Consider the following 18432-nt stretch of genomic DNA (forward strand, 5'->3'; position numbering starts at 1 on the left):
CCTTGACTGGATGATAGGTAGCAGACTGGCGGGCCGCAATTACATGATTGTGGAGGGCGTCCCTCATTCGCCCTCCAGCACCATGCCTCGCTCAGCGACTGGCCGCTCCACTGATCTCGACGTCCGGATACGCGGCTTCTTCGCTCAGGACTGGCAGGACGACGCTAAAAGTCGATCCGTAGCCCTGATTATTGGCGGCAGTAAGACGACCTTCATGCGCTTCGATAATTGAGCGGGACACTGCAAGCCCGATACCCATTCCCGTGCTCTTGGTCGTGACGAATGCGTCGAATATGCTGTCGCCACCCACGATGCCCACACCGTTATCGGCCACCTCGAGTAGCACGGACCCGTCGCGAAGCGCCTTTGCGGTAATGAGAATCTTCGGTGTGCGCCCCGAGTTTTCCGTGGCCTCTATTCCGTTCGTGATCAGATTGATCAGGACCTGCTGAATCTGTATCTGGTCGACGAACACCGGCGGCAGGCCATCGGGCAAATCGAGGTCGATGTCGGCGGTTTGCCGGGTTTCGTCTTCCCGTAGCAGCCGCACGGATTCGAGGACCATGTCTTTCACGTTACGCTTGCGCTTCTGGAATGATTGGCTCTTGAACAGCGCACGGATGCTTTTCATCGTCTCGTCGGCGGAATGGGCATCTCGAACGACGCTTTCCGCGGAAGTCCTGGCTTCGCTCAAATTGGGCGGGGACGCTGCGAGCCACCGATTGCAAGCCTGCGCATTGGCGATAACGGACGTGAGGGGTTGATTGAGCTCGTGCGCGATGGAGGCGGAGAGTTCGGCGACCGTGGCAATCTGGGTTGCCCGCGCAAGTTCAGCCTGAGTGTGCCTGAGCCGGTCTTCTGCACGCTTGCGTTCGTCAATATCAAGACTGAGTCCATACCATTGAACAATGTTGCCGTCGGCGTCCCTCATTGCTTCACCCGTGTGCTGGTACCACCGGTAAATCCCGTCTTTTCGGCGAAGCCGGGCAGTGTGGCAGTACGGTTCGCCAGTCTCGACCGAGTGTGTCCACGCTTGAATCATGGTGTTCAGGTCGTCCGGATGGCACGTCTTCTGATAGCCGGCGCCCGCGAGCTGCGAAAGATCCAGGCCAACGAATTCGACGATTTTCCGATTGATGTAAGTGAGCCCCCCTTGTGGGTCATTGCTCCAGAGCATGGCGGGAATAGTCTCGATCAGTTCGTGTAGCTGGTGCTCGCGCTGTTCGAGCGCGGCTTCCGTTTGTTTGAGATCGTCGATGTCCGTACATACGCCGAACCAGTGCAGGATCTGTCCGCTTTCGTCGCGAAACGGTTCGCCGCGAGCGAGATACCAGCGCAGTGTCCCATCGGCGGCTGCAACCTGGTACGTGTCCTGATACGACACACCTTCGTGGACAGCTTGCCGCCAGCGCGAGCGGACACGAAGACGGTCTGCTTCCGGGATGAGACGAAGTAACATTTCTCCGTCGAATTCTTGCTCGGTCTTTCCCATGAAGGCGAGCATTTGCCGACTCCATCTGTCGACTTTTCCTTCCGGCGTGGCTCGCCAGATCATCGCGGGCAATACGTCGACGAGTCTTCGCAAATTAAGCTCTTCCGTGCGAAGAACCTCCTGAGCTAGCTGCCGCTCGTGGATATCTGTCGAAAGCCCATACCAACTCACGATATCGCCGTTGGCATCGCGCATGGGCGTGCCTTTGCATTGAAACCAGCGATACGTGTTGTCGGCCGCGCGCAACCGATGGACCGAGTCGTAGGGCCTCCCGCTAGCGAGGGAATCTTCCCAGACCTCAAGGGTTGATGGAGCGTCGTCCGGGTGCACCAGGTCAAGCCAGCCGCGCGCTCTCAGCTCTTCGAACCGTAGGCCGGTGTAATCCTCAGTGCGCCTGTTCATATATTCCAGGCGGCCATGAGCGTCCGTCCGCCAGAGCAGGCTGGGAACATTCTCGGTCAGCCAGTTCAGTTGCGCTTCCCGTTCACGGATCAACTCTCTCGACTCGCTTGCCGTTAGCGCCTGTCGAACCTTGTGATCGAAATCATCATCCTTCGAGTGGGCCGTTGAGTCTGGCCGTTGGATGTGCCGGGGGCGTCGGGAGACGAGCTCGGCACAAAACCATACCGCGCCGATTGCGACGGCGCAGCGGCCGATCGAGCCGGGGGATAGAGGAGGGCGACCGGCAGTCAACATCGTTCCGGCGATCCCAAGCGAGACGAAACTCGCGGCGAGACGCCCAAAGCTACGGTCGAAAAAGTGCGCGACCAGAACAACCAGTACGAGGCCGAGGCAGCCCGTGACCGGTTCGAGTAAGCCTGCCACGCCTGACGCGCCGGCTATGGCAACGCTGAGGGCGGCAACCCGGGACGAGCGTGGTATCAACACGGTAAGCATGTCAACCTCGAAGTTCGTCGACGTATTGGATAGTGGTACTCCACATTTTCACATCAATGCCGGGATTTTCCAGCGAAAAGCTCGCTAGCTCGCAAAGTGGGCGGAGAGGGTTGACGGTTATTTCGTGTCGTACCGCGAGGTCTGATCGTGCGCACCGTTGTGGCATGAATCGAGTACGAGGCAATGGAGATAGGTCATACCATTGCGAATGGGTGCCTTTTCAGGAACTGCCGGTCAGGCCGCTCAGGAAAAAGATAAGGGAAAAAAGATTAATTTAAAACGTCGCATCGGATGGCGCCATTACATATTCATGTCGCTACTTCGGCATGCGGCTAGTCTGAACCCACAAGACCGAGGTCCCGCGCACGCGCAACAGCTTGAGCGCGTTTATCGACGCCGAGTTTCACGAAGACGCTTTTCAGATGAGATTTGACGGTTTCAGCGCCAATTCCGAGCACATTTGCGATTTCCTTGTTCGACCGACCACGCGCAATCAGGTCGACGATTTCGCGCTCCCTTGAACTTAGCGACCCGCGCTCGATATCGCGTCGACGGTGGCCGCCTGGCTGATAGAGAATCCGCGCGCCGTCGAGCAGATGATCCACGTAGGCGCTCAGCTCGTTCGAGTGCGCCGTCTGTTCCGCGTTCCCTGTATGCCTGATGTCTTCACGAACGGCGTCCAGCAGCAATCCGATGTCCGGCCCCACGTCGAGAATGGACTGGTACACGCCTGCGGGCGCGGCGACCTTCAGGACTTCGCGAAAGATCCCGATCGCGCGGGCGCGTTCGTTCGCTGCCAGCCAGACCAGTGCAAGCATGGTTCGCAGGCGTATCGCCTGAAAATCTGCATGTTGTCGTTCGGCGCTCTGCAGCGCGGCGCCCAGCACCGCGGTGGCTTCTTCGGTCCGCTGTTGGGCAGCAGCAACAGCGGCCGCCCCGAATGCACGATAGTTCTCGATCTCGAGCGAGATGGAACGCGAAGGGTGGGCGTTGGAGCCCGCCATCTGATCGAGTTGCGCGACGCACGCAGCCGCTTCGACTATCCTGCCTTCCGCAAGATATAGCCGTGTGCGTTCAACGAGGGCGGCGGCCGTCATGCGGTCCCATTGACGTTCGCAACTCAACGCCTGGGCCCGATCGAGCAATGCGTACGCTTGCGTCACGTCCGAACGCGCGACGGCGATCCGGATGAGGAGTCGATAGGCAATCAACACGCTATCGAGCAGGACCGCAATGTCAATGACCGGCATCAACCCGGCAACGAGTGTTTCAGCTTTGTCCAGCCGGCCTTGTTCGTACCAGATCTGGCCGATCATCGGTGCGCATAGCGCCACCGAGATCGAATCGGGACCGGCATGGCGTTCGGCCAGTTGCATCGATTCCGTGAAATACCGTTCGGCAAGCCCGAAGTGCAACTGTTGCATTTCCGCATGTCCCAGCAGGCACAGCCGGTAGACCGAAGAGTACAGATTGCGCTGATTTTCTTCGGCGGAGTAGGACATCCACGGCGTTGCATAGAGCGCTTCGAGATTGCCGGCCTTCCAATGGGCGAAGCGCACGACGTTGGACGCCACATTGGTGGTCCAGATATCGGTGGTCGGCCCCTCGATGCATGGTTCAGCGATAACGAGCGCGCGCTCGGGATCGTCCTGCAGGCCCGCGACGACCGAGCGGATCGCCTGGCATTCGCGCCGGATGTCTTTGGCTTCGGCGCCAGTGTCGGACGCGAGATTATGTTCGACTACATCCAGCATCGCGAGCGCCTCTTCGAAATGCATGGCGAGCGCCATGCCCCAGGCGATGGCAAGTGTAACCTTCACCTGCGCCCCAGCCAGACCGGCGGGAAAGCGGCGCTGCAAGTCGAGTAGCGTGAGCAGGTCGCCTTTCTTGACCAGCGCCATCGCGCACCGCTCCATCAGACGAATCGCGTTATCCGTGCTGCCCGCGGCGATCGCGTGTTTGACGGCCTCCGTCCACAATTCCTGATCGGCATACCACGCGCACGCGCGGCAATGCAGTTCCGCCACCTCGTCGGCGTGCTGTGCTTCGAGCTGGGCCCGCAAGTATTCGCTCATCAGAGGGTGATAGCGGAACCATTGCCCGTTGGAGTCGAGCGCCTGCAACAGCAACTGGCCTCCGGCGATTTCGTCCAGCATAGGCTGGCTTGCGCGCAGGCCGGTTACCGCCTCGCAGAGCGACGCGCTCAACCGGTCGAGTATCGACGTGCGCAGCATGAACCCGACCATGTCGGGGGGCAGGCGCTCGAACATGTACTCGATATAGGCGGCGAACGGCCGCGACGTACCGGACGGCGCATCACGCTCGCGAACCGCTTGGCCATCCTTGCGCGATAGCATGGACATCTGGATGCGCAGCGCCGCAGCCCAGCCCTCCGTGCCCGCAAAGAGCGTCTGGACGTACGAGGCGTTCAGCGTGCCGGGCAATGTGCGTTCGACAAAGCGCCTTGTTTCGTCGAAGTCGAAACGCAACACCGACCCATCGATTTCCAGCAGATCGTCGCCTGCTCTCAGCCTCGCGAGCGGCAGCGGCGGATCGGTGCGACTGCAGAGGATCACATGCACATGAGGCGGCGCCTTTTCGATCAGGAACGACATCGCGTCGTGTACGGCCGGCAGGCTCACCTGGTGATAGTCGTCAAGAAACAGGACGACCTCATCATCGACTTCGACAAGCTCATTGACCAGCGTGGAAACGACGGCGTGTAACGGGACGAATGCGGCGTCGGCAGTTAGGCTGATCGCCGCGGCGCCGACCTTGTCGCAGGCGTGTCGTAACGCGTGCGCCAGATAGTTGAGGAAGCGCGCGGGTTCATCGTCTTCTGTGTCGAGCGACAGCCACGCCACTAATGCACCGTTCGCGCGCAACCGGTCGAGCCAGCTGAGCGCCAGCGAAGTTTTGCCGAATCCGGCGGGCGCCTTGATCACGGTGAGACGTTTGTTCGCGGCGCGCTCGGCGAGGCCAGCGAGCCGAGGACGCGCGATGAGATCCACCGGCACGCGCGGCGGAACGATCTTCGTTGCCAGGAAAAGGTGCAGTCCGCTCGCGGATGTCTCTCCAGTCACACGCATGTTTCAGTCACCCATTGTATTGAGCCAGCCAATTGTTGGGAGGCGTGCTTGCCGCCACCCCCCGTTTATAGAAGCGCATCCCCCGGGTCGGGGGAGGGGGAACTCTCCCCAATCTGGGGGATGGTAGGTCGCGTCGCGCCAGGCGACCATACGTGTACCGGATTGAGATTGAAGCGTGCCCCAGGCCAGGGGCAACGCGCCTGCCGATCACTGCCAGGCGGCTCATTGGCGCCTCGCCAGGATCGACTCATTTTTCGCCCCATGATACGCCGCGTCGAATCCCGTTGCAGGTGTCCGGCAGGCACCGGTCGGCGCGCAGCCGTATAGGTCACATAAGCCGCTGCCCCGGCGCTCCTTGTCTTTCGAAATCGTGCGTCCGTTATTGATGAGTGTCTATCCGTGTTAGCCAATGTTCCAAGAATCAGCGATTACTTGCGGGAAAAAACCGTGTCGATCGCAGCCGATCTGACGCATGTCGTCGAACGCACGCTGGCGATACTGACGCAGATGGACGGATACAGGTTGCTCGCACCGGCGGCGCAACGGGACGTTCGCGAATCGGTCGCGCTGTCGGCCAAAGTCTGGTTCGAGACCCTGTTGTCGGGTGAGCTCCCTTCGGCGCAGGACATGGACGTGTTTCGGGAAATCAGCCAGCGACGTGAGCATCAACGTGTGCCGCTGCACAGCTATTTGCAGGCATTGCGTCTGGGGTTGCGGGAAATCTGGAGCACCTACATCGCGCTCGGCGAGTTGGACGAGCGCATTGCCAAAGAACTTCTGGCCAACGTCTCGCTGTATCTGCTGGACCACTTCGATTTCATTGCGCAGACCATTGTGCGGGCCTATCTGGGCGAGCAATACCGGCAGCCACGGTGGGCGGAACTCGCCGTTGCAATCGAGGAAGGCGCGCGCCGCTCCGAAAGCGTGCGGCATCATCTCGTTGCACTCATCGAGCAGCTATTGGCCGAGCCAGACCTGCTCTCGAGGCTCGACGTCGAGCAGGTTCGGGAGCACCGCAGTACCGAAGGAGCCGGCGCGCAGGTGATGAAGTTCTTCGGCCTCGATGTCGACATCGACGACGGCGCGGAATTGTCGAAAGCCTTGCGCGACGCGCAGGAGAGGCTGGCGCAGGCATCGCGGCTCGCGGCTGTGGCCGAACTCTCCGCCTCCATCGCCCACGAGCTCAACCAGCCTCTCCAGGCCATCGTGGCGCATGGGCACGCCTGCGTGCGATGGCTCGCTGCAACGCCGCCCAGGCTCGACAAAGCCAGATACTCGGCCGAGCAGGTTGTGCGCGACGCGAATGCCGCGGCAGACGTGGTAAGCCGCATTCGCGCTCTTTTCAGGCACACGGCTCCGCAAAAGGTCGATCTCGATGTCAACAAGCTGATTCTTCAGGTATGCACGCTGATGGCCGACGACATTCAGCACAACGCGGTTTCGCTCGAGACAATCCTCGGCGAAGACGTGTCGAAGATCAGCGCGGACGCGGTTCAGATTCAACAGGTGATCGTCAATCTCGTGCGCAACGCAATTGAAGCGTTAGCGGCAACAGAGGAGCGACCGAGGCTGCTGGTGATCCGCTCACGTCGCGATGCCGGTAATGTGGTGGTCGATGTGGAAGATCACGGTGCAGGGCAGGTGAACTTCGAGAAGATTTTCGAGCCGTTCTTTACCACGAAAAAAACAGGCATGGGTATGGGTTTGGCAATCTGCAAGTCGATCGTGGAAGCACATGCGGGCCGGATTGGGGCCGTGCGCAATGTGTCCCGCGGCGTGACCTTCAGCTTCAGCCTTCCGATAGAGAGAGCGAACGCAAGCTCACGTTGACGATAGCCGAGGGTATCCTCAGCCGCCTCCGGCAATCAGCGTGATCAGCTTTGGTCTTGCCTTGGTCTGATAGCAACGCGCTGTATCCAGACATCTTCCAAGCCTACCGTTTCATATCGGGCCGTGATATTACATATTTATGTAATGCAGAACACGGCTGTCTATTCTTCCGGGCGACGATTCCGGCGGCTATAATTTTTTGTCGGCAGGACCACGTAAGAAGAACATTCAACGAGATTATCGTGGACCGTCCGTGCTGACGTCAGGCTGGGTTTTCACCGGGCAACGGAGAGGGCGCATGAAATCCGCAAGTGAGGTGGTGTATGTGGTCGACGACGACAGGCGGGTGCGAGAAGCACTCACTTCGCTGCTGCGCGCAAACGGAAGAGATGCCCGCGCATTCGATTCCGGCAGGGAGTTTCTTGAAACACCGCGTCAAAATACTGTTTCATGTCTGATTCTGGATTTGCGAATGCCTGACATGAGTGGGCTGGAAGTTCAGAAGCTCGTCAGTGACTCGCAGATTCCCGTCATTTTCATTACCGGCAAGGGCGATGTGCCTTCCACGGTCCTCGCCATGAAGGGTGGGGCGGTTGACTTCCTCACCAAGCCCCTCGATGAAGATGAGTTGATGCGCGTGGTCGCTGCGGCGCTCGTGAGGGCGCACGTTCTTCGCAAGGAGGCGGACGAGGCGGCGATGCTCCATGCGCTTTATCAAACGCTCACGCCTCGTGAGCAGGAGCTCCTGCCACTGCTTGCCAGCGGCCTGCTCAACAAGCAGGCGGCGGCAGTACTTGGGATTACCGAATACACGGTGCAGGTCCATCGCGGCCACATCATGAGAAAGATGCAAGCGGATTCGTTTGCCACGCTGGTCAGGCAGGCGGGCAAACTGCAGCTCGAAACGTCGCCCATAACCACTTTCTGCGCCTGACGCCAACGCCAATTCGGTGTTGGACTCGATGACCGGAGAAAAAAATGTCCACGCCTCCGGTTCGAACCGTGGCCGTGATTGATGATGACCGACGCGTTCTGACGTCTCTGGCGAACCTGCTGGCCTCCGGCGGGTACGGAACACGGGCCTACGAATCCGCTCTGGATTTTTTTGCCGACGGCTACGCGGGTCTGGTATGCGTCATTACCGATCTGGGCATGCGGCCCGTTGACGGCATTCAGGTGCTCGATAGAACGGTTCATTCAGGCGCAGCCACGCCGGTCATCATTATCACGGGCAAGCCGAGCGAGCATACGGAAGACTACTATCTGCGCAGAGGCGCATTGGGTTTCTTCCGCAAACCTGTTGATGGAAATGCGTTACTGGACATGCTGGATAGCATTGCTTAATAACGGCGCTGGCACTCGCCGTCAAATCCCCCCCAACAGGGACCGCGTTTCTTCCGACGGCTCTGCGGTGAGTATGCTTTCAAAGCTGTCCATCAAGTTGGACACGGCGTATTGCGGGGACCAGAGCCCTCCCGAATCGCCACTGTCCCGGCTCGCTTCCCATGCTGCCAGCGAGGCATTGCCGTAGATGCCCACGAGCGACAGTCTGTGATCGACGATTGCCGGCGGAATATCGGCAAGCAGGTTCCGGAGCAGGGCGTTGCAACGCTGATAACCCAGATTCCACTTGTTTTCCAGCGCTTCCCGCAAGAACGCGCGGTCGTTCAACTGCAAGTTGGCGATCATGCGGATATACGTCGCCTGACCCGTACGATCCGCCAACTCAAGCATCGGAAAGAGCAGCGCACCTAATACCGCACGTACGTTTATCCCTTCCTCCGCCTCCAGTCTGTCGAGCCGCGCCTGACGGTCTTCGTCTATCAGGCGCGCACCGTCGACGACCAGCTCACGCGCCAGTTCAAGTTTGTTGCCGAAGTAGTAGCGCAGCGAGGCGCTGTTGCGCTGCCCTGCGGCGGAGATGATGTCCTGCACCGACACCCCATCCAATCCGCGCAGCGCGAACAGGCGTTGGGCTTCCTCTTTTAAGCGAGTTCGTGTCTCCGCCCCATCTGAGCGAAGGGTTTTCCCTGGCGTCGTCATTACTTTACCGTGTCGGGTTAATTAACTACACTGCAATAACTAACTCGGTAGGAGAAACTTAGCATGAAAGTCATAGTTGTTGGAGGAGGCATTGGTGGGCTCACGACCGCTCTGGCGTTGCTGCGCCACGGTATCGAGCCGATTGTACTGGAGCGCGCCCCGCAATTGACGGAGGTCGGAGCGGGCGTCCAGATCGCTGCGAACGGCACGATCGTGTTGCGGGAACTGGGGCTTGAGCCGGCGCTGGCGAGCATTGCGACCGTGCCGGCGCGCTTTGACTACCTTGAACTGTCGACGGGGCGTCTCCTGTACGTGGCTCCTTTGGGCAAGGAAGCCGAGGCACGCTACGGCGCGCTGCTCTACAACGTCCACCGCGCCGACCTGATCGAGCTGCTCGCGAAGGCCGTGCCGCCCAATGTGATCCGGCTGGGGGCAGAGGTTGCGTCGGTGTCCCAGGACGACGAAGGCGCCTACGTCACGCTGCAGAACGGCGAAGTGATTCGTGGCGACGCTGTGATCGGCGCGGATGGCATTCACTCTGCGGTTCGGACCGCCCTCCGTGGACCAGAAGAGAAGCAGTTCGCCAACATCTTGATGTGGCGCTCGCTTATCCCTGCCGACCGGCTCGCGGGCCTGAGGTTGCCGGTGGCGGGGAACAACTGGTTCGGCGTGGGCAGGAATATCGTTTCGTACTGGGTGCGCAAGGACCTCTACAGCATTCTTGCGTCGGTGCCGGCAACCGAAGTGAGCCGCGAGTCGTGGACGCAATCCGGGGACGTGGCGCAACTGCGGCGCTCGTTCGAGGGTTCTGAGCCGACCGTCCAGAAGATGCTGGAAGCGGTGGACTCAACGTTCATCACGGGGATGTACCACCGGGACCCGATCGAACACTGGAGTACCGGACGCATCGCCCTGCTCGGCGACGCCGCGCATGCAATGGTGCCGTACCTGGCGCAAGGCGCCTGCCAGGCCATCGAAGACGCCTGGGTTCTCGCCACCTGTCTCAAGAACCATGGCCCGGCCGGCGTTCAGGACGCGCTGCTGGAATACGAACGGCGCCGCCAGCCGCGTACGACGCGGATTCAGGCGGGCGCGCGCTTTGTCGTCGATTGGGCACACGAGCCCGACGAGGCGCGTGTGCGTCAGCGTAACGGACGTCTGAAGGGACTCTCGCGCATCGATCCGCTGGCAGACGCTTCGTGGTCGTTCGCCTGGGGGCACAACATCCTCGAGGCCGTCAAGTTGCCGCCGGGCGAGGTCGTAGGTTTGAGCGCGGCACGCGAAGGAAAGCGGATGGCGCGCCGCGAGAGCCAGCGTGCTTTCGATCTCTGGAAGGGCGTGTTCAAGCCGGATGACATTGCGCGTGGCGACCGGGGGCAGCGTGCAGCCTACGAACGGTTCCTTCTGGAGCAGTTCCCTGCGCCGGCAAGCACCGAAGTGACGGAAGTCGATCTTCACGGAGTGAGCGCGTTGCGCGTGGTTGCGGCGGGAGCAGGGCACAAGGCGACCGTCTTGCACTTCCACGGCGGCGGGTACGTGCTGGGTTCGGGGAAGAGCTCGGTTGAATACGCAAGCCGTCTCTCACGCGCGCTGAACGGTCCGTGCTACACAGTCGACTATCGCCTCGCGCCCGAGCATCCGTATCCGGCGGCATTCGATGACGCATTCAGCGCCTATCGCGGCTTGCTCGCTTCGGGTGTCGATCCGTCGACGGTGTTCCTGAGCGGCGAATCGTCCGGGGGCGGCCTCGCCCTGGCGCTGGCTGCTGCGCTGCGTCGTGCGGGGCTGCCATTGCCGGGCGGCGTCATTGCAATCTGCCCGCTCACTGACCTCACGCTTGGCGGCCCCTCCGTCATGGCGAATTCCGGAGACGACCCGGCCGCGAATCGCGAGACGCTTTCCAATCTTGTCGCGTCTTACTTCCAGGGCCACGAGCCGACCGATCCGATGGTGTCGCCGTTGTTCGCGGATCTCGCAGACCTTCCGCCGGTGTTTCTTGCGGCGGTGGAGGGCGAGGTACTGGAAAGCGACACGACGCGTTTTGCGGAGCGGGCAAAGGCAGCCGGCGCGAACGTGACCTTGAAGATGGTGAGCGATTCGGTTCACGTCTTCACGCTCTTCCCATTCTTGCCCGAAACCGCCGAGACGCTCGAAGAAATTGGCCAGTGGAGTCGCGAGCTCGCGATTTGCGCGTGACGCCGGCACCCGGTTTCAGGTCGCTTTGCCCTATCACTGCATTTGGTTTCATGCCCGGAGTAGACATGACGGCAACACCAACGCGTCGGCGGGTCGACGTGTCGCGGCAACTATCCGCGCCGCAGACATCGCTGTACACGAATCTCGAAGTTTCCGCGGACCGCCATCCGGAAAAGGCCGCAATCCTTTACTACGGCAGCTCCGTCAGCTACCGGCAGTTGCGACACGAAGTCGATGCGATGGCCGGATTCCTGCAGCAGCACTGCGGCATCGCCCGGGGTGAGCGCGTCGTCCTGTACATGCAGAACAGTCCGCAGTTCGTCATCGCCTTCTATGCGGTGCTGCGCGCGGATGCGGTAGTCGTGCCCGTCAATCCGATGAACCGGACGTCGGAACTGCAACACATACTTGAAGATAGCGGGGCTAGGGTCGCCTTTGTGGGCGTTGAACTCATGGAGCACGTGCGGCCGCTGTCGGGCCGTCACGTGGACCATGTGATCTCTGCACGTTATGCCGACTATCTTCGCGACTGGACTGATTTGCCTCTGCCTGACGTCCTGACGTCGTCCGGAGCACAGCCTCATGCAGAAGCTGTCGACGGCCGTGCCACTTTAATCGGCTGGAATGACGCGCTTGCTCGGGCGTGCGTTCCGCGCGGCCACGAATCCAGGCCCGAAGATCTGGCGGTCATTCCGTACACGTCCGGCACGACCGGTCGCCCCAAAGGGTGCATCCACACTCATCGTAGCGTGATGCATTCAACGGTCTCGTGCGCTGAATGGCCGAGCCTCGCGAACGAGAGCGTGATGCTGTGCTCCGTGCCCTTGTTTCACGTCACCGGCATGCAGAACTGCATGAATATGCCGATATACATCGGCGCCACGATGGCGGTCATGACCCGCTGGGACGCGAAGTGTGCCGCGCACGTGATCGAACGCCACCGCGTAAGCACATGGGTCACGGTTCCCACGATGCTCATCGACCTGCTGAACCGGTCGGACGTCGACAGCTTCGACCTGAGCTCCATTGCGTACCTGAGCGGCGGCGGTGCCGCGATGCCGCAGGCTGTCGCGCAGCAGATAGAGAAGCGTTGGGGCATCCCGTACGTGGAAGGATACGGCCTCACCGAGACGATGGCGGCGACCCATATCAATCCGCCGAAGCACAGCAAGCAACAGTGCATGGGCGTGCCGGTCTTCAATACCGATTCACTCGTCGTCGATCCCGAGACGCTCGAGCCTCTCGGTGAAGGAGAAACAGGTGAGATTCTCGTCAGCGGGCCTCAAGTGTTCGACGGGTATTGGAAGTCGCCGGAAGCCACGCAAGAGGCATTCGTTCTGATCGATGGGAAGCGCTACTTGCGCACGGGAGATCTCGGCTATGTAGATCGGGACGGATACTTCTTCATCGTCGACCGGCTCAAACGCATGATCAACGCCTCCGGCTACAAAGTCTGGCCGGCCGAGGTCGAGGCCATGCTGTTCGAGCATCCGGCCGTACAGGAAGCGTGTGTCATCGCGACTCACGATCCGCGTCGAGGCGAGTCGGTCAAGGCGGTTATCGTGCTTCGGAACGGCGAGCACGTGACGGAAGATGAAATGGTGTCGTGGGCCCGTGAGCGCATCGCGTCCTACAAGGTTCCGCGTGTCGTCCAGTTTGCCGCCAGCTTGCCCCGTACGGCGAGCGGAAAGATCCAGTGGAGACTGCTGCAGGAAGAGGAAACGCGGAGTCGAAACACCCAATCCGAAGGCCGCCGGCTGGATTGATATGTTGCCTGCCGAAGCGAGCGATGAGTAGTCGCAGCAGGGCAGGTTAGGCCTACCGGTGACATCAAAGGATGAAGTGTTGGTTGAGCTGGCAGGTTGATCAGATCATCTCGGCCCATTGAGTCACGCAAGGGCCTGTCACCAGCATGAACAGGCCCTAAGCTTCCTGCGGGACGAAGAGTTCCTTTTTACCCAACCAGTTCGCGATGCAACGCCATGAACTCCAGAGCAAGCTTATGCCGGGGATCGAGGTGAACCATCGGTTTGGCGTGCTGATGCGATTCGCGGATCCTCACGGAAGAAGACAGCCGGGACTCCAACACCGGCAAACCCTCGCTTACCAGTTCCTCAACCAGCTGGAGGGGCAGGCTCGCGCGAGGCTGAAACTGGTTGATCACAATCCCTTCGACTTCCAGATCGGAATTATGGTCCTGCTGAATTTCCTTAACGTTGTCGAGCAGCGTATAGAGCGCGCGACGAGAAAAATCGTCACAGTCGAACGGGATCAGGCAGCGTTCGACCGCAATCAGTGCGGAGCGGGTGTAGAAATTCAGGGCAGGGGGCGTGTCGATATAAATCGCGTCGTACGCATCATCCAGTTCATTCAGCGCATCGCGTAGCTTGTAGATTTTGTAGCGGGATTCGAGCTTGCCGTGCAAAGCGTCGAGCTCCGGATGGGAGGGCATCACATCGAGATTCTCGAACGGCGTGGGATGGATAAAGGTCGAAACCGGTGTCGGCTTGAAACTGAAGCTCAGGGCCGTTTCGAAGAAGTCCGCCACGCTCGGCTTGAGCCCGCTCGCCTGTTCGCCGAGAAGGTATTGGCTGGAATTGCCCTGAGGATCGAGATCGATGACCAGGGTGCGCATACCCTCGCTGGCGCTGATCGCAGCCAGGTTGCATACGATGGTCGATTTACCCACGCCACCCTTCTGATTGAAGACGACACGCCGCATCTGGTTTGCCCCTTTTTTGCGAGAACTTGCGAAAACTTGCGAAAGGCACAGCTTACCCTGGCGGAACCCCCCTTAGCCCGGCCTCAACGGCCGTCCCCGCGCCGCGGCCCTTACTCCGCGGCCACTTCCTGACAGTTCCCCTGTTCGGGGGATGGCTCCCCCTTGCCAAAAACTCGATGATGGCTTCACTCGGGATGCCATCGTGCGCGACAAGCACCGACTGACCTGTGTCAGCCCGATCCATTTCTCGACTTGAGGAGACGTAGATGCAGGACACCGTGCAGGGATCGACGCCATCCCCTTATGCCTATCCGCTGCTGATCAAGCAACTGCTGCACACGCCGTTCGTTCAGGCGCCGGATCAGGAAATCGTGTACCGCGGCCAGTTGCGGATGACCTATGCCACGCTGAGAGAACGCATTGCGCGGCTCGCCAATGGCCTTCACGAACTCGGCGTACGGCACGGCAGCACCGTGGCCGTCATGGACTGGGACAGCCATCGCTATCTGGAATCGTACTTCGCGGTGCCGATGATGGGCGCCGTGCTTCAGACGGTCAACGTGAGGTTGTCGGAGGCGGAGATCGCCTACACGATCAACCACGCCGGCGCAGAGGTGCTGTTCGTCCACACCGATTTCCTGCCCGTGGTCGAAGCGATCAAGGATCAGCTTGAAACGGTCCGCACGTTCGTGTGGATCGACGAGCCGGACAGTGAAGCGAGCGCGCACACCATTGCCTTCGCCACCGAATACGAGGCGATGCTTGAAGCGAGCGCGACGAGCTACGATTTCCCCGACTTCGACGAGAACACCCGGGCCACTACCTTCTACACGACAGGAACCACCGGCCTGCCCAAGGGCGTGTACTTCTCGCACCGCCAGCTGGTGCTGCACACCATCACCTTGATGGGGGCGCTGTCGAGCCCGGTATCGGGACAGCGCTTTCATCGCGGCGACGTCTATATGCCGCTCACGCCGATGTTCCATGTGCACGCATGGGGCATGCCCTACATCGCGACGGTCATGGGCGTGAAGCAGGTCTATCCGGGCCGTTATGTGCCGAATCGTCTCGTGCAACTGATCCGCGAAGAGGGCGTCACGTTTTCGCACTGCGTCAGCACGATCCTGCACATGCTGCTCTCTTGCGATGACGCGAAGCACGCGGACTTCAGCAAATGGAAGGTCATCATCGGCGGCGGCGCATTGCCGCACGGTCTCGCGCGCGCCGCGCTCGACCGCGGCATCGACGTCTTTACCGGCTATGGCATGTCCGAGACCGGTCCTGTGTTGAGCCTCGCGCAACTTCCGCCTAACACCGGGCCGCTCGATCTCGAAGAAGAGGTACGCCTGCGTTGCAAGACCGGTTTCCCCGTTCCGCTCGTCGACTTGCGCATCGTCAACGAGGACATGGAAGACATCGTGCACGACGGCCGGGCCTACGGCGAGATCGTCGTGCGTGCGCCGTGGCTGACGCAGGCTTACCTGAACAATCCGGACGCATCCGCGCAGCTCTGGACTGGCGGATACCTGCATACGCAGGACATCGCGAACATCGACGCGACCGGCAACATCCAGATCACAGACCGTATCAAGGACGTCATCAAATCGGGCGGCGAGTGGATCTCTTCACTCGAAATCGAAAGCCTGATTTCGCTGCACCCGGATGTCTCGGAGGTCGCGGTGATCGGGATCAAGGACGAGAAATGGGGCGAACGGCCGGTTGCGCTGGTAGTGCGCAAGCCGGGCACCGCGGTCACCGAAGAGGACGTCAAGGCACACGTCATGGGCTTCACCAAAACCGGACGGATCTCGAAGTACGCGGTGCCGCAGATCGTCAAGTTCGTCGATGCGCTGCAGAAGACGAGCGTCGGCAAGATGAACAAGAAGTGGTTGCGCGAGCAATTCGCCTGACCCGTCGCAAGGAGCAAACACGATGAGCATCAAGGGATATAGCGTCGCCACGATTGACGACTTCGTTGGCCGCGAACTGGGCGTGTCGGATTGGGTTGTCGTCGATCAGGCACGTATCGACGCCTTCGCGGCCTGCACGGGCGACAGGCAGTGGATTCACGTGGATCCTGAGCGCGCGAAACGCGAAAGCCCGTTCTGCGGCACGATCGCACACGGCTATCTGACGCTATCGCTACTGGCGTCGCTCGCGATCGAGATCGGACTCATTCCTGAGGACGCATCGGCAGGGTTGAACTACGGGCTGGACAAGGTGCGCTTCATGACACCGGTGAAAGCGGGAGCGCGGGTGCGAAACCGCGTGACGCTGATTTCGGTGGAAAAGAAGGGCGGCGGCCGGATCATCGTGAAGACGATGAACGAACTGCAGATCGAGGGCGAGGAGAAGCCGGCGCTCATCGCCGAGACATTGGCGATGCTGGTCTCGCAAGCGTAAGCAGCACTGTTGACGAAACGGATAGAGATGTTTGAGGAGCAGCAAGATGGCGGCAAATGACGAAAGCAAGGCACGCAGCGAGCAGACGAACGACCTTGCGGCGTCTGCCGCGGAAGGCATGCTCGGACCGAATCCGTTCGTGGGACTGCGGCCGCGAGACATTATGGCAACGGCGCAGCAGATCGGCGCCCAGGCGCTGCGGCAACCCGCGTTGCTCATGGAGCAGGAGGCGGCGCTGGTCCGCGATCTGATCGCGGTGCTTGGCGGCAGTGCGGACAGTACGCCGCCTCAGGGCGACAAGCGCTTCACCGACCCGGCGTGGCAGACGAATTCGCTTTACCGCATGACGCTGCAAACTTACGTGGCGTGGCGCAGCGCGTTGACAGGGTTTGTCGACCGCTCCGCGCTCGACGCGAAGAGCAAGGAACGCGCGCAGTTCGTGCTGTCGCTCTTCACCGACGCGCTGTCGCCGACGAACACGCTGCTCGGCAATCCCGCCGCACTCAAGAAAATCATCGATTCGGGCGGCGCCAGCCTGCTTGGCGGCATGCGCAATCTCATGACGGATATGCTGCAGAACCAGGGGATGCCCGCGCAAGTCGACAGGTCGGCGTTCAAGGTGGGTGAAAACCTCGGCACGTCGCAGGGCGCGGTGGTCTTTCGCAACGAGGTGCTCGAGCTGATTCAGTACGCACCCGCGACGGAGCATGTGTACGCCCGCCCGCAACTGATCGTGCCGCCCCAGATCAACAAGTTCTACGTGTTCGACCTGTCCGAAGGCAAGAGCATCGTCGACTATCTGGTGAAGAGCGAGTTCCAGGTGTTCATGGTGAGCTGGCGCAATCCCACCGCCGCGCAGAGTCACTGGGACCTCGATACCTATGTGACGGCGCTCCTCGAAGCGATCACGGCCGTGCGCGACATTACCGGCAGCGACGACGTCAACCTGCACGGCGCCTGCTCGGGTGCGATGACGATTTCTGCGCTCCTGGGCTACCTCGCAAGCCGGGGCGACACGAGCGTCAATGCGGCCACGCTGATGGTCGCGGTGCTGGACAACACGGCTGATTCGCAGCTCGGTCTCTTTGCAACGCCGGAAGCCATTGCGGCCGCAAAGCAGAACAGTACATCGAAGGGCGTGCTCGCCGGCGAAGAAATGGGGCGCGTGTTCGCGTGGATGCGACCCAACGATCTCGTCTGGAACTACTGGGTCAATAACTATCTGCTCGGCAAAGCGCCGCCCGCTTTCGACATCCTGTATTGGAACAACGACGCGACCCGGCTGCCCGCGGCGATGCATGGGCAACTGCTCGATATCTTCACGGGCAATCTGTTCAGCAAGCCTCGCGCGTTGACGGTTCTGGGTACGCCGATTGATCTGTCCGAAGTGACGTGCGACAAATACGTCGTCGCCGGCATGACCGATCACATCACGCCGTGGAAGGGCGTGTACAACACGGCGCGCACGTTCGGCGGCAAGACGCGCTTCGTGCTGAGTTCGAGCGGTCATATCCAGAGTCTGATCAACCCGCCGGGCAATCCGAAAGCGAAGTTCTTCCTCAACACCGATTTGCCCGCCACTGCCGACGCATGGCTCGCCAATGCCCAGGCTGAAAAGGACTCGTGGTGGGCCGACTGGCGCACGTGGCTCGCCGATCATTCCGGCGAGCGGCGTGCCGCCCCGACGACAGTAGGCAACAAGCAGCATCCCGCGGGCGTGAAGGCGCCGGGAACGTACGTCATGGAAGCCTAAGGCAATA

12 protein-coding genes are annotated in these 18432 nt (G+C 60.7%); 8 read left to right on the forward strand and 4 right to left on the reverse strand.

Annotated features, from left to right (window positions below; genetic code table 11):
- Positions 1 to 91: 91 nt before the first annotated feature.
- Both M0D64_RS11540 and M0D64_RS11545 read right to left on the reverse strand, forming a co-directional pair.
- Complete coding sequence (locus tag M0D64_RS11540; protein ID WP_266257778.1) at positions 92 to 2389, reverse strand: PAS domain-containing sensor histidine kinase; 2298 nt, start codon at positions 2387 to 2389, stop codon at positions 92 to 94.
- Between the two features lie 332 nt (positions 2390 to 2721).
- Positions 2722 to 5478: a LuxR C-terminal-related transcriptional regulator gene (locus tag M0D64_RS11545; RefSeq protein ID WP_266257779.1), complete on the reverse strand. Its 2757-nt coding sequence runs from the start codon at positions 5476 to 5478 to the stop codon at positions 2722 to 2724.
- A gap of 447 nt (positions 5479 to 5925) precedes the next feature.
- Between M0D64_RS11545 and M0D64_RS11550 the strand changes: the two genes are divergently transcribed.
- The 3 genes from M0D64_RS11550 to M0D64_RS11560 all read left to right on the forward strand — a co-directional run bounded on the left by M0D64_RS11550 (position 5926) and on the right by M0D64_RS11560 (position 8652).
- Positions 5926 to 7308 carry a sensor histidine kinase gene (locus M0D64_RS11550; protein WP_266257780.1) on the forward strand — a complete coding sequence of 461 codons (1383 nt, stop codon included), beginning with the start codon at positions 5926 to 5928 and terminating at the stop codon, positions 7306 to 7308.
- Positions 7309 to 7606: 298 nt separating this feature from the next.
- Positions 7607 to 8242 carry a response regulator transcription factor gene (locus M0D64_RS11555; protein ID WP_266257781.1) on the forward strand — a complete coding sequence of 212 codons (636 nt, stop codon included), beginning with the start codon at positions 7607 to 7609 and terminating at the stop codon, positions 8240 to 8242.
- Between the two features lie 44 nt (positions 8243 to 8286).
- Positions 8287 to 8652, forward strand: a complete 366-nt coding sequence (locus M0D64_RS11560) for a response regulator (RefSeq protein WP_266257782.1) — start codon at positions 8287 to 8289, stop codon at positions 8650 to 8652.
- A 21-nt stretch (positions 8653 to 8673) separates the two neighbouring features.
- On the opposite strand, the gene M0D64_RS11565 is transcribed toward M0D64_RS11560, so the two are convergent.
- On the reverse strand, positions 8674 to 9351 hold the full coding sequence (locus tag M0D64_RS11565) for a TetR/AcrR family transcriptional regulator (RefSeq protein WP_266257783.1): 678 nt from the start codon (positions 9349 to 9351) through the stop codon (positions 8674 to 8676).
- 63 nt (positions 9352 to 9414) lie between these two features.
- On the opposite strand from M0D64_RS11565, the gene M0D64_RS11570 reads away from it, so the two are divergent.
- Both M0D64_RS11570 and M0D64_RS11575 read left to right on the forward strand, forming a co-directional pair.
- Positions 9415 to 11547, forward strand: coding sequence for an alpha/beta hydrolase fold domain-containing protein (locus M0D64_RS11570; protein WP_266257784.1), 2133 nt, complete (start codon positions 9415 to 9417; stop codon positions 11545 to 11547).
- Positions 11548 to 11612: 65 nt separating this feature from the next.
- Positions 11613 to 13313: a long-chain-fatty-acid--CoA ligase gene (locus tag M0D64_RS11575; RefSeq protein ID WP_266257785.1), complete on the forward strand. Its 1701-nt coding sequence runs from the start codon at positions 11613 to 11615 to the stop codon at positions 13311 to 13313.
- Positions 13314 to 13501: 188 nt separating this feature from the next.
- On the opposite strand, the gene M0D64_RS11580 is transcribed toward M0D64_RS11575, so the two are convergent.
- Complete coding sequence (locus M0D64_RS11580; RefSeq protein WP_154566801.1) at positions 13502 to 14269, reverse strand: ParA family protein; 768 nt, start codon at positions 14267 to 14269, stop codon at positions 13502 to 13504.
- 266 nt (positions 14270 to 14535) lie between these two features.
- Here M0D64_RS11580 and M0D64_RS11585 point away from each other — a divergent pair, with 266 nt between their 5' ends.
- The 3 genes from M0D64_RS11585 to M0D64_RS11595 are packed head-to-tail and all read left to right on the forward strand — an operon-like array spanning position 14536 to position 18425.
- Complete coding sequence (locus tag M0D64_RS11585) at positions 14536 to 16179, forward strand: fatty acid--CoA ligase (RefSeq protein WP_266257786.1); 1644 nt, start codon at positions 14536 to 14538, stop codon at positions 16177 to 16179.
- A 22-nt stretch (positions 16180 to 16201) separates the two neighbouring features.
- Positions 16202 to 16672, forward strand: coding sequence for a MaoC family dehydratase (locus M0D64_RS11590; protein ID WP_266257787.1), 471 nt, complete (start codon positions 16202 to 16204; stop codon positions 16670 to 16672).
- 46 nt (positions 16673 to 16718) lie between these two features.
- On the forward strand, positions 16719 to 18425 hold the full coding sequence (locus M0D64_RS11595; protein ID WP_266257788.1) for an alpha/beta fold hydrolase: 1707 nt from the start codon (positions 16719 to 16721) through the stop codon (positions 18423 to 18425).
- Positions 18426 to 18432 lie beyond the last annotated feature (7 nt).

The organism is Paraburkholderia sp. WS6 (assembly GCF_030464835.1).
GTDB lineage: Bacteria > Pseudomonadota > Gammaproteobacteria > Burkholderiales > Burkholderiaceae > Paraburkholderia > Paraburkholderia madseniana.

What these genes read in the sequence shown, in the direction of transcription:
- M0D64_RS11565 (WP_266257783.1), bottom strand. Translation starts at nt 9,351, where the DNA reads ATGACGACGCCAGGGAAAACCCTTCGCTCAGATGGGGCGGAGACACGA.
- M0D64_RS11560 (WP_266257782.1), top strand. Translation starts at nt 8,287, where the DNA reads ATGTCCACGCCTCCGGTTCGAACCGTGGCCGTGATTGATGATGACCGA.
- M0D64_RS11590 (WP_266257787.1), top strand. Translation starts at nt 16,202, where the DNA reads ATGAGCATCAAGGGATATAGCGTCGCCACGATTGACGACTTCGTTGGC.
- M0D64_RS11555 (WP_266257781.1), top strand. Translation starts at nt 7,607, where the DNA reads ATGAAATCCGCAAGTGAGGTGGTGTATGTGGTCGACGACGACAGGCGG.
- M0D64_RS11595 (WP_266257788.1), top strand. Translation starts at nt 16,719, where the DNA reads ATGGCGGCAAATGACGAAAGCAAGGCACGCAGCGAGCAGACGAACGAC.
- M0D64_RS11540 (WP_266257778.1), bottom strand. Translation starts at nt 2,389, where the DNA reads ATGCTTACCGTGTTGATACCACGCTCGTCCCGGGTTGCCGCCCTCAGC.
- M0D64_RS11575 (WP_266257785.1), top strand. Translation starts at nt 11,613, where the DNA reads ATGACGGCAACACCAACGCGTCGGCGGGTCGACGTGTCGCGGCAACTA.
- M0D64_RS11580 (WP_154566801.1), bottom strand. Translation starts at nt 14,269, where the DNA reads ATGCGGCGTGTCGTCTTCAATCAGAAGGGTGGCGTGGGTAAATCGACC.
- M0D64_RS11545 (WP_266257779.1), bottom strand. Translation starts at nt 5,478, where the DNA reads ATGCGTGTGACTGGAGAGACATCCGCGAGCGGACTGCACCTTTTCCTG.
- M0D64_RS11585 (WP_266257786.1), top strand. Translation starts at nt 14,536, where the DNA reads ATGCAGGACACCGTGCAGGGATCGACGCCATCCCCTTATGCCTATCCG.
- M0D64_RS11570 (WP_266257784.1), top strand. Translation starts at nt 9,415, where the DNA reads ATGAAAGTCATAGTTGTTGGAGGAGGCATTGGTGGGCTCACGACCGCT.